Genomic DNA, 14,004 nt, shown 5'->3' with positions numbered 1-14,004 from the left:
GGGCTGCGATTCCCCTCGTGCGAAGGCCCCGCCGTGCCGGACGGGTGGTGCGGACGCCGGCCGGTGCCCATCGCGTCGCGCGGAACCGGCGCCGCACCCCGGCCCCTCGGGTCAGAGGCCGGCCGACTTCACCAGCCGGCAGCTGTCGACGAGCTCGCCCACCGCCAGGGACGTGACGGAGCAGAGGGCGGGCCGCTTGAGTGAGCGCGCGTCGACCGGAGCCGCGGACAGGAGCAGGCCGGCGAGAGCGCCGGCGGCGATTACTGTGAGTATCTTCATGGCAACAGTATGCAGCCGCCCGTGAGAGTCTCGCTCCCCTCAGGTGAGGGCGGCGAGTGCGGCGTCGAGGTCGTCGTAGAGGGGCAGGACCTTGGCCAGGCCGGTGATCCACATGATTTTGGCGCTGCGGTAGTCGACGCCGATGAGGGCGAACTTCCCGCCGGCGGCCTGGCTGGCCTGCCACTGGTGGATGATCAGGCCGAGGGCGCGGCTGTCCATGAAGGTGGCGCCGGCGAGGTCGAGGATGATGGAGGTGCCGGCCTGGGCGAGGTGGTCGGCGAACTGCTGGCGGGTGGTGGCGTCCAGCACTCCGTCCACGGTGATCACGACGATGTCGCCGGCCGTGGACGACGTCAGGCGCACGGACGCGGGGGCGGGGGTCTCGCCGGCGGGCATCATCACCCTGCCATCGTATAGATGCCACCGCAGGCCGGGCCCGTCAGCGCGGGCCTGGTCGCGTCGTGGGCGCTGAAACCCGAGCTCACGGCCCGCTACCGGTGCTGAGCGCGCGGGACCTCCACGCCGGCCGCGCGCAGGTGCGCCTCGATCAGGGCGTTCAGCCGGGCGAGAGCCGGCTCGTGGTCCTCGCCGTGGTGGTCGATCAGCCCGTACCTGGCGTCCGCGTCGGGCCGCCGCCGCAGCTCGGCCGGCATCTCCAGCCGTTCGAGGTCGGCCAGCAGCCGGCCGGCCACCGCGGCCGCCAGCTCCTCGATCCGCGGGTCGCCGGGATCCCAGGACCGCGCGTCCCAGCCCTGCTTGGTCAGCTCCACGAACTCGGGATCGTCGAGCCACCCTTCGAGCCGGGACAGGAAGCCGTCGAAGATCTCCGGGATCAGCGCCCGGGTCAGCACCATGGCCTCGCGCTGCGTGTCCACGTAGTCGGCGCCGAAGCCGAGGCCGGTCAAGCGGTCGAGGAGCGCGCAGGCCCGGTCGGGCAGCAGGGCCCGGTCGCCCTGGTCGAGCCGGCGCAGCGTGTCGCGGCGCGCGATCAGGTCCTCGATCCGTTCGGTGAGCTGCCGGTCCACGTCGTCCAGGGCGGCGCTGAACCGTACGGGATCGGCGTCGAGCAGGTCGCCGACCTCGGCCAGCGGCACCCCGGCCCCGGCCAGGGTGCGGGCCTGCACCAGCCGGAGCAGGTCGACCGACCGGTAGCGCCGGTAGCCGGAGCCGTCACGTTCGGGCTCGGCGACCAGGCCGAGCCGGTGATAGTGCCGCACCGTCTTGATCGTGACGCCGGCGAACGCGGCCGCCTGGCCGATGGTGAGCCCGCCGGCCATCAGCGGGCCGTCGGGTACGGGTAGCGGGTGATCACAGGGTCGAGGATAGCCCGCGAACGTCCCGGTCCATCACGTCGCCGCCGAAGGGCCGGCTCGCGCGGCGGTTGACCTTGACCTTAGGTCAGGCCCCACGCTGATCGCAGCGCAGCCTTCACGGCGCCGGGGCGCCACCGCCCTGCCCGCCTGCGCAGGACACCACTTCCACCAGCCAAGGATCGAACATGAACGAGTCCCTCCGTACCGTCGAGAACCCCGCCACCGCCCCCGACCGCCCGGAGCTGCGGGAGGCGATCGAGTCGTTCGTCGAGTACGGCTTCGCCGGCGTGCAGCTGCGCGTGCACGACGAACGCGGCCACTGGACCGGCAGCGCCGGGGTGAGCGAGCTGGGCGGGAGCGCCGCGCCGCCGATCGACGGTCACTTCAGGATCGGCAGCGTCACCAAGACCTTCACCGCGGCCCTGATGCTGCTGCTCGTGGCCGAGGAGCGGATCGGGCTGGACACCCCGGTGGCCGGCCACCTGCCCGAGTTCGGGCTGGACCCGCGGATCACGGTGCGGATGCTGCTCCAGCACACCAGCGGCCTGTTCAGCTTCACCGGCGAGATCTACCCGGACGGGAGAGCCGTGGCCGGCGGCGTTCCCGGCGTGGGCAAGGAGTGGGTGGACAACCGGGACAGGACCTACCGGCCGGAAGAGCTGGTGCGGATGGCGCTGTCCCAGCCGGCCAGGTTCGAGCCGGGAACGGACTGGAGCTACTCCAACACCAACTACGTGCTGGCCAGGCTCTTGATCGAGCAGGTCACCGGCCGCCCCTACCCGGAGGAGATGCGGCGGCGCGTCCTTTCCCCGCTCGGGCTGACCGGCACCGTGGTGCCCGAGGCCGCGCCGGACCTCCCCGAGCCGCACGCGCACGGCTACTACCCGTACGAGGACGGCGACCGCTGGCAGGTGGCCGACACCACCCGCTTCAACCCCTCGTGGATTTCCGCCGCCGGCGACATGATCTCGACCACCCAGGACCTGCACACGTTCATCTCGGCCCTGATGGGCGGCCGGCTCCTGCCGGCGCCGCTGCTTGCCGAGATGTGCGCGCCGGACCCCGTCATGGGCTACGGCCTCGGGGTGTTCGTGGAACGGACGGACGGCGGCGGCACGATCGTCCAGCACAACGGCGGCTTCTGGGGCTGGGCGACGCTGATGTACGCCACACCCGACGGCGGCAGGACCATGACCGGCTCGCTGACCTTCGGGGACTCCAAGGTGGACTGGGTCGCCATGGCCGAGGCGATGGAGAACGTCAAGCGGCGGCTCGTCACGGCGGTCTTCGACGCACCGGCGGCCTGAGCACGGCGCCGGGTCATCGCCCGCGTGCCCGCTCGCCGTCCGGGTGGGCGAGGAGGGCGGAGGCGAGCATCGAGGCGAGCCACTCCTCGTACTCGGCCTCGCTCCAGCCGCACACCTCGGTCAGCTTCTCGAAGTTCTCCGTCGCGGTGAGCACGTAGATCTGCTCGGCCGCCCTGGCGGGGGAGAGGCCGGGGCGCAGGGCTCCGAGCTCGTGGAGGTGGGCGGCGGGTCCGTGGCTGCCCGTCAGCCGCTCGCGTTCGATGCCGTCCACAACGTCCCGCAGTCCGTGGTCGGCAGGGGACGCGGCCGCGGCGTCGCGCAGGACACGGTGCACGGACGTGATGCGCCGCAGGATCCCGGTGGCCATGGCGGCGTAGAGGGCCAGCTTGCGTACGGGGTCCGGCTCGTCGATGATCGCCCGCACCTCGGGACGGTCGCTCTGCGGCACGGGCCGGGCGTCCCCGGCGAGCGTGACGTCGTAGACGAGCTTGGCCAGGGCGGGTTTGCCGCCCGCGACCGGCTCAGGACGGCTACCCGCTCACCACCCGGCACTGACCGGACGGGCGGGCCGGGCGGGTCACTGACCGGGCGGGCGGGCCGGGCCGGTCACTGGCACTGGCCCGTGAGCCACGTGCGGAGCTGGGCCGGGTAGTCGGTGGCGATCCGCTTGGCGCCGCTCTTGAGCGCCTGGTCCCAGGCGCTCTCGTTCAGCCGCCACGGCGGCGGCGGCTCCTCCCACTTGGTGACGTCGGGCCAGACGGGGCCGCCGCTCAGCACCTGGGCCAGGCCCGCGGCGGTCACCCGCTTCTTCAGCTCGGCGGAGACGCCGCTGTCGTGCGAGTACAGGATGATCTCCTGCGAACGGTGACTCTCCTTGACGGGGTCGAGGATCTCCGCCCAGGCCCGCGCCTTGATCGCGGCGTCCGTGTGGAACAGCGACTGCCGGCCCTCCGGCTTGACCTCCACCATCCCGATCATGCCCGCCGACTTCATCGCGGCCAGCCACTGGCGGAACGTGTGCACCCTTTCACCCTTGAACGGGCCGCGCGTGATGGTGCGCCCGTCCAGCTTCGTGGCGCCGCTGGCCCACCAGATCTCGGTGATGTTCTTCTTCGTGCCGGTCAGCCCCCAGGTGGACGTGTTGTGCCACATGACGGCCTTGGTGCCGTCCTTGGTGAGCTGCAGGTCGGCCTCGACGCCTGCCGCGCCCCACGCCTCGTGCTGGCGGATGGCCGCCGGGTTGTTGGGCTGGCGGATCTGGTCCCGTTCCCACGCGTCGGCGCCGGTGGGGTAGCCGCCGTGCCCGAAGATCTGCGGGCACGCGGGCAGCGCGGCCGACGGGGAGGTGAGTAACGACGCCAGCAGGAACGCGGCGAGGGGGACTGCCACAACATGCACCTTTCGATCTTGAAGTCGGTGCACCACACTGTCCCACAGCCACGCTCGCGCCGAGCACACGGTGACGGTCGCGGTCTCGGCCGCCCGTGACTACGACCGCAGCCGCCCGGAGCCGGCTTCGAGGTCGCGTACGGCCGCGGCGGCCTCCGTCACGTCGGCGTGGATGTTGAGGGCGTCCCACACGCCGGTGAGCTGCAGGATCCGCGCGGGAAGATCCTGGACGGCGGCCAGGTGCAGCGTGCCGCCCTCCCTGCGGATGTCGGCGTGCACCAGCAGCAGCACCTGCAGTCCCATGCTGTCCATGAAGGTCAGCTCGGCCAGATCGAGGATCAGCGGACGGCCGCGCCGTCGCTCCCGGCTGATGAAGGATTCGAGCTGGCCGACGTTGGTGGCGTCGAGCTCGCCCGACACGACGATCAGCGCGCCTGCGGCCAGCGAGCGGCAGCGTACACCGAAGGGAGACATGGAGGTCTCGTCGCGGGCGTTCAGCGGATGGACGAGTGCGCGAGAGTGATGAACACGAGCGATCTCCACGGTAGGCCGGCCTCACGGTGACGGCGCCGTCGCCGTCACCGCTGACGCTACGGCCGAAGCGGGTCGCGGGAAAGGGCTTTGGGCATAGGATCTTCAGCCGGTCCGGCCGTCTATCCGCCTTTAGCCATAAAGGCCACCATTTCCGGTGGCTCGGTCGACCAGCGGTGCATTCCTCCGTGCTTTTCCGACCCTGACCAGGGACGGATGCGGCACTCGTCACGCGGTAACGGGTTCGGGGTCGATCGATCAAAGTTTCTTGATTGTTCCCGCCGGGGTGGCGCGCGGCGTGATATCGAATGCGGGCTTACTTTCAATCTTGCTCTCTGTAAGGGCGCGATCGAAAGGAATTATCATGCTTCGTCGTACTGTGTCAGGCGTCTTCGCCCTGACGGTCGCCGGTCTCATCGCGGCAGCGGTTTCGCCCGCGCACGCCGAGCAGAGTGGCGCGCACGCGCGCCCGGCGTCGTTCTATGACAGCGCCGCCGCCATCGTCAACGCCGACGGCACCCTGAACAGGGGCACCAACGTCGTCAGGTCGTGGCTGGCGGACACCGGCAGGTACTGCGTCCAACTCGCCCACCCGGTGTCGGCGCCTGACGCGCTCATCCAGCTCACGCCCCGTGACCCGCGGCGGCTGCCGCACATCGCGTACCGCAACCCGTCCGCGACCTGCGACCACGAGAACACCATCACGGTCAACGTGTACGACACCAACACGGGCCGCCTGGCCGACGGCGGATTCGACCTGCTGGCGATCTGAGCGGTGACCCGGACGTCCGGAGGTCCGATCACCCCTGGCCTCCGGACGGGCCACCCGCGACCTGGGCCACCCGCGACCTGGGCCACCCGCGACCTGGGCCACCTGCGACCTGGGCCACCTGCGACCTGAGCCACCTGCTACCTGAGCCATCCGTGACCTGAGCCATCCGTGACCTGGGCCGCCCGTGATCTGGGCCACCCGTGATCTGGGCCGGTGGAAACCGCGGCCCGGGTCCTACTTGCCCTGAGGAGCGCCCGCGCCGGCGGGGTCGCGCAGGAGCCCTTCGACTCCGTGCAGGAAGGTCTCGCCGATCAGGTCCGGGTCGAACAGGCAGCCGGCCGCCATGGCGCCGTCGCGCAGCATGACGAAATGCCGCCCGGCGCGCTCGGGCCGCGTGTGGCCGGCCCGCTCCAGCAGCCCGGTGACGGTTTCGAGGAACCACTGACGGTGCGCGAGCACCGCCTGGTGGGCGGGGTGCGTGGGATCGGGGTATTCGGCCGCGGCGTTGAGGAAGGCGCAGCCGCGGAACCCGGGTGACCCGATGTCGCCGGCGATGGACCGGCTGATGGCCAGGAGGCTCTCACGGGCGGGTCGCCCGTCGGCCTGAGCCTTGTTCACCTGGTCGCGGGCGGCCTGGTCGATGCCGTCGAGGTAGGACAGGACGAGCTCTTCCTTGCCGGGAAAATGCCGGTAGAGGGTCGCCCTGGTCACTTGCGCTTCCGTGACGATCCGGTCGATGCCCACCGAGTGGATGCCCTCGGTGTAGAAAATCCTGGTCGCCGTCGCGAGCAGCCGTGACCGCGCTTCGGAGGTCCGGCTCAGCGGTTCACTTCTCCCCATGCGGCCACTATAGCAGATAGAACGTTCGGTCTCCATCGCTGCCGTCGGACCCTACCGAGATGGCCCGCGCACGGAATGCCGCCTGCTCGCCACCCACCCGCCCACCAGTCCGATGGCCGGCGCCGGCGGCCACCCCCGCGACCAGACGAGGTTTCTCCTTGGGCGCTTCGGGCGGTGCCGGTGCCGGGGGAATTTCCGGCGTGGCCTGATACGCCGACTCCATGATTTCGTTGAACCGGCGCATCTTCCGATTTTTCGCGGCGCGGAGACGATGGATCCTGGCCTCGGCCCAGAATCTCCGTCCGGGAGTGGTGGTGAACAACTCCGCGGTGGCCAGTGAACGCGACACTCGATCCGGCATGTCGCCGACCTGGTAGCGCATCTCCCAATAGGAGACGATGAGGTTGAGATAGAGGTGCTGGCGCAGCTCGTCCGGCGAACGGTGACGATCCGGCGACCCCCAGCAGTCGAGGTAGACGGGATCCCGCATCGCCATTTCCATCAGCTGCACGTGGTGACCGCGAGCGGATTCCTTACGGGTGGCACGCGTCTCCTTCCCCTGGAGGACGAGTGAGCTGACGACCCCGATCAGCGCGAATCCCGACACAATTGCCGATGCCGCCCCATCCCATCACACGGCGAGCCGGTGATTTCATGAGGCGATTCCGGTTGACCCCTCGGTGCGGTTCGTTCTGGCTTTCACGGATCCGGTCCTGTGTTTTTCCAGACCCATCGGGAGGCTGATTCCCGCCATGAACGTCAGGCCGGGGCGGACCGGGAGAACTCGTCCACTCGCGTGCGCGGCCACCAGGGCGTGCACGATTTCCTTACCTGTTCACTGAACGTCGACACGAGACGACGGGAGACAATGGTGTCATCAAGTGAATCGTCATGGTCTCGCAGCGATAGATGCACTGAAGATTCGACATGTGTCGAGGTTGCGCTGCATCGAGGACGCGTGCGGATACGTGGGAGTCTCATGCCCGGCCTTGTGCTGAGCTTCTCGCCGCACACCTGGGCGGAGTTCATCGGCAGGATCAAGCGACATGAGCTAGACCTGGCGTCCGCCTGAAGGTAGATCGGCAGGGCGTCCAACCCGAGGCGGGACGCCCTGCCGCCTGTTGGCCCCTGCGGCCGGCCGAGGGGGATATCCAGTTGCCGGGCCGGTGGAAGATCTCGGAGAATCCCCTGTCGTGCGCACGGTGCGTACGCGAGAGGGGACAGGTGGCGATGCGGGCAGCGGAGCTCGAACGGGCGATGATCGCGGCCAGGTCCACCGCATCGTCACTCGGCTTGGCGGCGGACGACGCGATCGTCCTGAACGACTCCAACAAGGTCACCCTGCGCCTGCTGCCCTGTGACGTCCTGGCCAGGGTGGCGCCCGGGCCGGACGATCAGATGGCCCGGTTCGAGATCGAGGTCGCGCGACGGCTCGCCGCGTCCGGGAGCCCCGTGGCCGCGCTGGCGCCGCGGGTCGAGCCGCGCGCCTACGAGCGCGACGGCTTCGTGATCACGCTGTGGACCTACTACGAGCCCCTGGGGTCAGGAGACGTCTCACCGGCCGACGTCGCCGCCGCGCTCGGGCGGCTGCACGCCGGCATGCGTGCGACGGAGATCCCCGCGCAGCACTTCACCGATCGGGCCGAGCAGGCCCGGCGCCTCGTGGCGGACCGCGACCGCTCGCCGGCGCTCGCCGACGACGACCGCGAACTCCTCGCCGGCACGTTGCGCGACCTGAGGCGGTCGATCACCGAGCGCGGCGCCCCCGAGCAGTTCCTGCACGGCGAGCCGCACCCCGGCAACGTGCTCAGCACGAAGGACGGGCTGCTGTTCATCGACTTCGAGACGTGCTGCCGCGGGCCGGTGGAGTTCGACCTCGCCCATCAGCCCGAGGAGATCGCCGAGCACTATCCGGACGTCGATCACGAGCTGCTGCGCCAGTGCCGGATCCTCGTCCTGGCGATGATCACGGCGTGGCGCTGGGACCGCGACGACCAGCTTCCTGACGGGCGGCGGCTGGGCGAGGAGTGGATCGCGCAGCTGCGGGCGGCGCTCGATCACACCGGTCCTGCCGCCGGCTGATCCCGGGCCTTCGAGGCCGTACGCCGTGAGAGGACGGAGCTGTTCAGGCGGCGGGGCGGTGTACGTCAGTCACCGGGGCGATGGACGATCGCCTTCCTCGACCGTCCGGGATGGACCACGACCAGGTGCCGCTCGGTGGGCAGGATGGTGGGGGAGTCGTCGCCGGCCCGCGCGTAGACCCGCACCCGGTAACGCCCCGGCCCCTCGATCGCCAGGTTCGGGAGGGGCCGCGCGGCTCCGTCCATGCCGCCCGGCTGCGCGGAGGGTACGACCAGGCGGCCGCTGCGGCTGGTGACCCCCACTTCGGCCACCTCCGTCCACCCCTTGAGCCGCAGCGGCGGGGCATGCAGGAACGCCTTGACGGTCACGCAGACGTTCCCCTGCCGGATCGTGCCGACGCTCACCCCGGAGCCCTCGACGGTGAGCAGCCCGTGGGTCGGTCCGGATCCGGTGTACGGATCCTCGCCGTCGCCGATGCGATAGCCGTCGCTCTCGGACGTGAGAACGGCGGCCGTTCCCTGCCTGCGGGCCCGCGTCCTGGGCCAGGGGTCACGGCAGGTGGCGTTGCTCGCGGCGAGGTACTCGGCCTCCGCCTTCATCTCCTGCTCGCCGGAAAGCTCATGGCCCCCGATGACGCCGGGGCACAGGAAGACGAGCGCGCTCTCCAGCCCGCGCAGGTTGATCGCCCGGTCCTCGCCGCGCAGCCAGTCGTCGATGAGCCGCCAGCGCGGCAGGGCGCACAGTCTCCTGCCGTGCGCGAGCAGTTCCGCGTCGGACCTGGCGGCGGGGAACATGGGGCCGCTCGCTTTCGGCCGGCTCAGTCGTCGTGGGCGATGAGCATGAGCTGCCGCCACAACAGCACCACGAACACCGCGGACCCGGCGAAGGCGAACCAGAACGGCGCCGCGACCCCGAAAGCGGTGGCCAGGGTGCCGCCGATCAGCGAGCCGACCACCAGACCGGCGAAGACGCAGACCGTGTTGACGCTGCCCACCCGTCCCTGCAGTTCATGGGGGACCGCACGCTGGCGGACGGTGACCGAGGTCGTGCCCCAGATGAACGCGTGCGCGCCGAAGACCAGGAAGATGCCCCCGGCCACCCACGGCGAATGCGTCAGGGCCAGTCCGAGGTGGGTGAGCGTCTCGATGACGAGTCCGATCCGCATGAGCGCGCCGAGGCTCACCTTGCGGGTGATGAACCCGTACAGACCGGTGCCGATCAGCCCGCCGATCCCGCCGAGGGTGGTCATCAGGCCGAAACCCACGGCGCCGAGGCCGAGCTGCTCCTGGGTGTAGAGGACGAGCACCGACCAGGCCGCGCCGAACGTGAAGTTGAAGATCAGGATGGTGAGCGCCAGCGTGCGGATCGCCGCGTGCCGGATCGTCCACCTGAACCCGGCGATCAGCTCCCGTACGGCGTTGGGCGCCTGCTCGTCCGCCGGCCGAGTTCGCGGCGGCAGGGTGATCCGCGAGACCAGGACGATCCCCGCCACCACGAGCAGCAGCTGTCCGGCGAACGGCCAGATCACGCCCACCCCGAACAGCGCCGCGCCGATCGGCGGACCGGCCAGCTGGTTGAGCGTGATGAACCCGGTGCCCAGGCGGGCGTTGGCGATGACGAGATCGTCTCTCTTGACCAGTGTGGGCGTCAGCGTGGCCGTCGTGTTGTCGGCGAACACCTCGGCGATGGACCGCAGCGTCAGCGCCACCAGCGCCGTCACCACCGTCACGATGCCGGTCACCATGAGGACGACGAGGGCCGCCAGCACCAGGGCCCGTGCGGCGTTCGCGACGAGCACGATCCTGCGCCGGTCGTACCGGTCGGACAGGACGCCCGCGTACAGGCCGAACAGCAGCGGCGGCCCCCAGCTCACCAGCGCCGACATCGAGATCAGCAGCGGGTCGCGCGTCAGCGACGCGATCAGCAGCGGCCCGGCCGCGGCCGCGGCCCCGTCACCGAGATTCGTCAGCCAGCTCGACGCCAGCAACCATCGGAATCCCGTCCCCAATCGAGCCGGCAGGACTCGTTCCACCACTGAGGTCACGAGCGCAGGACTCTACGTTTCGCGACCTATCGGGGGCAACGCGTTTTTCGCCCTGGTGTGGGGAGCAGGGCCGGCGAGCCACCGATCGAACCGGGCGCGGGTGCGTTCCAGCATGTCGATCTGGTGTCGGCGCTAGATCGTGCGGCCGGTGAGGGCTGCGATGGGGGAGACGAAAAATCTGTGTTCGCCGTGATAGACATTCGCATGCTCGGGTGCTAATGTTTCTGACATCGCAAGGAACGGATCCACCGGGCAGCGGAAGTACCGGCAACACGACGAACTGCCCGGACCGAGGATGAAGTCAGTTGGGTCAGGCAGAAGGTCGGACGTGAAGGGCCAGCGCGGTTGGTAAGGGCCCAGATCGTGGACGCGCTGCCGTTGTTGTAAGTGGACGTCACGTCCAGAGGAATAGGGAAGGGAGTGTTGAACGCCATCGAAGGATCGCCCGTCGCCGGCTGACGTTCGCCGCTCGGGTACCGCAGTTCCACAGGATTGGAAGGTGGTCTACGGTCACGCATCCGCGATCCCCGCATCGCCGCCGAACAGGGCGGCGGATGCGGATGACAACAAGCCGGCCCCAGGCCGGTAGATGGTGTTGAACCTCTTCGGGGCCCCGGCGCACATGGCGCCGGGGCCCCCTGTCGGCGTGAAGAAAGGTATCTATGGGTCAAGGGCACACACCCGGCGCCATGCAGGCTTCGCCGACCGGCGCCGACGATGACGGTCACAGCGGTGCGCCCAGCGCCGAAGACCGGTTCGACGATGACGACTATCCCGCTTACAGCATGGGCGCGGCGGCGGAGATGCTCGGCGTCACCCCGACGTTCCTGCGGGCCCTGGGCGCCGCCAGACTGATCGAGCCGAGACGCTCAAGCGGCGGCCACCGCCGCTACTCCCGCTACCAGCTGCGCCTGGCGTCCCGGGCCAGGGAACTCGTCGACCAGGGCACTCCCGTCGAGGCCGCCTGCCGGATCATCATCCTGGAAGACCAGCTCGCCGAAGCACTGCGCATCAACGCCGCGTACGAACGCGAGCGCGCGACCGGCGACTGACCCACGACCTCCCCGCGCGGCGGCTCCGCCGCTGCGCTGCGTCGCGGGCGTCGTGAAGCGGCTCCTGGCATGTCGGCGTGCTATCAACCGGGCCGGTTCGTGCCGAGTCCAGGAGCGGGCGGCGCCGTTTCTGGCGCTCGACGGGGTCGCGTGGCCTTCCGGGCGCGCGGCCGCCGGGCACCTCGAGGAGGCACAGGGGCGGGAACGGGGCGGTGCGGTGCGGTGGCCTGCCTAGACTCGGGGCGGGAGGTCATGGGTGGAAGCGAGCGGGGCGCCGGGGGAGGCCGACTGGCGGGCACATCGCTCCGCCGTCTTCGGGGCGGCGTACCGGATCCTGGGCAGCGTCGCCGAGGCCGAGGACGTGACGCAGGAGGTCTGGCTGCGCGCCGCCGGCGCCGATCTGTCCGGGGTGCGTGATCTGCGGGCCTGGCTGGTGACCGTGGCGGCCCGGACGGCGTACGACGTGCTGCGTTCGGCGCGCGTCCGGCGCGAGGCATATGTCGGCCCCTGGCTGCCCGAACCGCTGCTGACCGGCCCCGACGTCGCCACCCGGGTGCTCATGGACGAGTCCGTGAGCACCGCGATGCTGATCGTCATGGAGACCCTCGCCCCGGGTGAACGCGTCGCGCTGGTGCTGCACGACGTCTTCGGCTTCCCGTTCGACCGGATCGCCGAGGTGCTCGGCTGCACGCCCGCCGCGGGACGCAAGCTCGCCTCCCGCGCGAGAGCCCGGGTCGCGACGGTTCGGGAGCGGCCTCAGGCGTCGAGGGCCGAGACCGAACGTGTGCTCAGGGCGTTCAGAGCGGCCGCCGACGCGGGCGACCTGGCCGGGCTGGTCAGCCTGCTGCACCCCGAGGCCGTCTACGTCGCCGACGGCGGAGGCCGGGCCACCGCCGCGCGCAGGCCGATCCAGGGTGCTGAGCGGATCGCACGCCTGGCGGTCGGGCAGGCCGAGCTGAGGCGGCCCGGCTCGTACCGGATCATCGAGGTGAACGGACAGCCGGCCCTGGCGACGTACGACGGCGACCGGCTCGTCTGGCTCGACACGGTGGAGATCGCCGGCGGGCGGATCACGACCTTCAGAAGACTGGTCAATCCCGACAAGCTCGCTCTCCTCGGTCACATCTGAGGACGCTGTCTCGTCTCCCTGCCGACCCGCACCCCGACCTCCGGGGGGCGTCGTAGAGAGGACGAGACAGTGGCACATGTAGTGATCATCGGTGGCGGCTTCGCGGGCGTGTGGAGCGCGGCGGGAGCGGCGCTGGCCCGCGGGGACGCTGATCTGCGCATCACGCTCATCGCGCCGAACGACCACCTGGTGCTGCGGCCCAGGCTGTACGAGCCGGATCCGGATTCGGCCAAGGTCGAGCTCCGCCGGATCCTCGGCCCGATCGGCGTCGAGCATGTGCGCGCCTCGGTACGCACGATCGACACCGGCCGCCGCGTGGTCGTGGCGGATGGCAGGGAGCTCGGCTACGACCGCCTGGTGCTGGCGGCGGGCAGCGAGCTGGTCCGGCCCGAGGGGCTGCCCGGCGCCGAACGGCTCTTCGACATCGACACCCTGGAAGGCGCCCGGCGGCTCGAACGTCGTCTGCGCGGCAGCGACGGCTACTCCGCCGTGGTCGTCGGCGCCGGGTTCGTCGGGCTGGAGGCCGCCACCGCACTGGCCGCCCGTGGCCGGGTGCTGCTCGTGGACCGGTCCGACGTGGTCGGACACGAGCTCGGCCCCGGCCCGCGCGCGGAGATCGAGGCCGCGCTGGACGAACTGGGCATCGAACGCCGGCTCGGCAGCACGGTGACGGAGGTCGGCGACGGGTACGCCGTGCTGTCCGGCGGCGCCAAGGTGGCGGCGGACGTGGTGGTCTGGGCCGGGGGCCTCAGGGCCGGTGGGCTCACCCGGCAGATCTCGGACGACCTCGACCATCTCGGCCGGGTGCCGGTGGACCGGTGGCTGCGGGCCCTTCCCGAGGTGTTCGCCGCCGGGGACGTGGCCGCGGCGGCGTACGACGCCGAGCACCCGGTCATGCAGGCCTGCCAGCACGCCACTCCGCTCGGCAAGGTCGCCGGCTACAACGCGGCGGCCGACCTGCTCGGCGTGCCGCCCCGCGAGTTCACCCCCGGCCCGTACGTCACCTGCCTGGACCTGGGCGGCGCCGGCGCGATCTTCACACGGGGCTGGAACCGCAGGGTGATGGCCTCGGGAGCCGAAGGGACGGCCGTCAAGAAGCTGATCAACCAGGCCATCCACCCGCCGGTGGACGACGCGGAGAAGATCCTGGCCGCCGCGGACGCCGTCTACCTCGACCTGCCCTTCTTCCCCCGTGACAATGACGAGGTCCAAGGAGAGGACGAGGCCGTCACCGCCGCCTGATCGCGCACGCCACCCGGCAGCCTC

The 14,004-nt window shown here is 70.7% G+C and carries 16 protein-coding genes and 1 pseudogene; 7 read left to right on the top strand and 10 right to left on the bottom strand.

Features of this window, described 5'->3' with window-relative positions; all coding sequences use genetic code 11:
* Positions 1–111 precede the first annotated feature (111 nt).
* The 3 genes from ABFX54_RS20755 to ABFX54_RS20745 all read right to left on the bottom strand — a co-directional run bounded on the left by ABFX54_RS20755 (position 112) and on the right by ABFX54_RS20745 (position 1,556).
* A complete protein-coding gene (locus ABFX54_RS20755) occupies positions 112–279 on the bottom strand; it encodes a hypothetical protein (RefSeq protein ID WP_346107110.1) in 168 nt (55 codons plus the stop codon).
* Positions 280–318: 39 nt separating this feature from the next.
* Positions 319–678, bottom strand: a complete 360-nt coding sequence (locus ABFX54_RS20750; RefSeq protein ID WP_346107174.1) for an STAS domain-containing protein — start codon at positions 676–678, stop codon at positions 319–321.
* A 92-nt stretch (positions 679–770) separates the two neighbouring features.
* Complete coding sequence (locus ABFX54_RS20745) at positions 771–1,556, bottom strand: MerR family transcriptional regulator (RefSeq protein WP_346107108.1); 786 nt, start codon at positions 1,554–1,556, stop codon at positions 771–773.
* A gap of 221 nt (positions 1,557–1,777) precedes the next feature.
* Here ABFX54_RS20745 and ABFX54_RS20740 point away from each other — a divergent pair, with 221 nt between their 5' ends.
* Positions 1,778–2,899, top strand: coding sequence for a serine hydrolase domain-containing protein (locus ABFX54_RS20740; RefSeq protein ID WP_346107106.1), 1,122 nt, complete (start codon positions 1,778–1,780; stop codon positions 2,897–2,899).
* Positions 2,900–2,912: 13 nt separating this feature from the next.
* Here the strand turns inward: ABFX54_RS20740 and ABFX54_RS20735 are convergent, their stop codons facing one another.
* The 3 genes from ABFX54_RS20735 to ABFX54_RS20725 all read right to left on the bottom strand — a co-directional run bounded on the left by ABFX54_RS20735 (position 2,913) and on the right by ABFX54_RS20725 (position 4,762).
* Positions 2,913–3,347 carry a hypothetical protein gene (locus ABFX54_RS20735; RefSeq protein WP_346107104.1) on the bottom strand — a complete coding sequence of 145 codons (435 nt, stop codon included), beginning with the start codon at positions 3,345–3,347 and terminating at the stop codon, positions 2,913–2,915.
* Positions 3,348–3,505: 158 nt separating this feature from the next.
* A complete protein-coding gene (locus ABFX54_RS20730) occupies positions 3,506–4,288 on the bottom strand; it encodes a glycerophosphodiester phosphodiesterase (protein ID WP_346107102.1) in 783 nt (260 codons plus the stop codon).
* A 99-nt stretch (positions 4,289–4,387) separates the two neighbouring features.
* Positions 4,388–4,762, bottom strand: coding sequence for an STAS domain-containing protein (locus ABFX54_RS20725; RefSeq protein ID WP_346107100.1), 375 nt, complete (start codon positions 4,760–4,762; stop codon positions 4,388–4,390).
* Positions 4,763–5,183: 421 nt separating this feature from the next.
* On the opposite strand from ABFX54_RS20725, the gene ABFX54_RS20720 reads away from it, so the two are divergent.
* The gene (locus ABFX54_RS20720) at positions 5,184–5,591 is read left to right on the top strand and encodes a hypothetical protein (RefSeq protein WP_346107098.1); all 408 of its coding nucleotides are present in this window, start codon (positions 5,184–5,186) and stop codon (positions 5,589–5,591) included.
* Between the two features lie 234 nt (positions 5,592–5,825).
* Here the strand turns inward: ABFX54_RS20720 and ABFX54_RS20715 are convergent, their stop codons facing one another.
* Both ABFX54_RS20715 and ABFX54_RS20710 read right to left on the bottom strand, forming a co-directional pair.
* On the bottom strand, positions 5,826–6,431 hold the full coding sequence (locus tag ABFX54_RS20715; protein ID WP_346107096.1) for a TetR/AcrR family transcriptional regulator: 606 nt from the start codon (positions 6,429–6,431) through the stop codon (positions 5,826–5,828).
* Between the two features lie 7 nt (positions 6,432–6,438).
* A pseudogene (locus ABFX54_RS20710) lies at positions 6,439–7,044 on the bottom strand (DUF6082 family protein); the annotation flags it as partial.
* Positions 7,045–7,299: 255 nt separating this feature from the next.
* On the opposite strand from ABFX54_RS20710, the gene ABFX54_RS20705 reads away from it, so the two are divergent.
* The gene (locus ABFX54_RS20705) at positions 7,300–7,503 is read left to right on the top strand and encodes a DUF397 domain-containing protein (RefSeq protein WP_346107172.1); all 204 of its coding nucleotides are present in this window, start codon (positions 7,300–7,302) and stop codon (positions 7,501–7,503) included.
* A gap of 158 nt (positions 7,504–7,661) precedes the next feature.
* Positions 7,662–8,513 carry a phosphotransferase enzyme family protein gene (locus ABFX54_RS20700; RefSeq protein WP_346107094.1) on the top strand — a complete coding sequence of 284 codons (852 nt, stop codon included), beginning with the start codon at positions 7,662–7,664 and terminating at the stop codon, positions 8,511–8,513.
* 65 nt (positions 8,514–8,578) lie between these two features.
* On the opposite strand, the gene ABFX54_RS20695 is transcribed toward ABFX54_RS20700, so the two are convergent.
* Both ABFX54_RS20695 and ABFX54_RS20690 read right to left on the bottom strand, forming a co-directional pair.
* A complete protein-coding gene (locus ABFX54_RS20695; protein WP_346107092.1) occupies positions 8,579–9,307 on the bottom strand; it encodes a hypothetical protein in 729 nt (242 codons plus the stop codon).
* A 23-nt stretch (positions 9,308–9,330) separates the two neighbouring features.
* Positions 9,331–10,500: an MFS transporter gene (locus ABFX54_RS20690; protein WP_346107090.1), complete on the bottom strand. Its 1,170-nt coding sequence runs from the start codon at positions 10,498–10,500 to the stop codon at positions 9,331–9,333.
* Between the two features lie 746 nt (positions 10,501–11,246).
* On the opposite strand from ABFX54_RS20690, the gene ABFX54_RS20685 reads away from it, so the two are divergent.
* The 3 genes from ABFX54_RS20685 to ABFX54_RS20675 all read left to right on the top strand — a co-directional run bounded on the left by ABFX54_RS20685 (position 11,247) and on the right by ABFX54_RS20675 (position 13,980).
* Positions 11,247–11,609, top strand: coding sequence for a helix-turn-helix domain-containing protein (locus ABFX54_RS20685; protein ID WP_428834542.1), 363 nt, complete (start codon positions 11,247–11,249; stop codon positions 11,607–11,609).
* Between the two features lie 256 nt (positions 11,610–11,865).
* The gene (sigJ, locus tag ABFX54_RS20680; RefSeq protein WP_346107088.1) at positions 11,866–12,738 is read left to right on the top strand and encodes an RNA polymerase sigma factor SigJ; all 873 of its coding nucleotides are present in this window, start codon (positions 11,866–11,868) and stop codon (positions 12,736–12,738) included.
* A gap of 69 nt (positions 12,739–12,807) precedes the next feature.
* Positions 12,808–13,980: an NAD(P)/FAD-dependent oxidoreductase gene (locus ABFX54_RS20675; RefSeq protein ID WP_346107087.1), complete on the top strand. Its 1,173-nt coding sequence runs from the start codon at positions 12,808–12,810 to the stop codon at positions 13,978–13,980.
* Positions 13,981–14,004: the final 24 nt, after the last annotated feature.

Origin of the sequence: Nonomuraea maheshkhaliensis (genome assembly GCF_039529435.1) — a bacterium.
Lineage (GTDB): Bacteria > Actinomycetota > Actinomycetes > Streptosporangiales > Streptosporangiaceae > Nonomuraea > Nonomuraea maheshkhaliensis.
The sequence above is the reverse complement of the archived record's forward strand: the minus strand, read 5'-3'. Positions and strand labels throughout refer to the sequence as shown.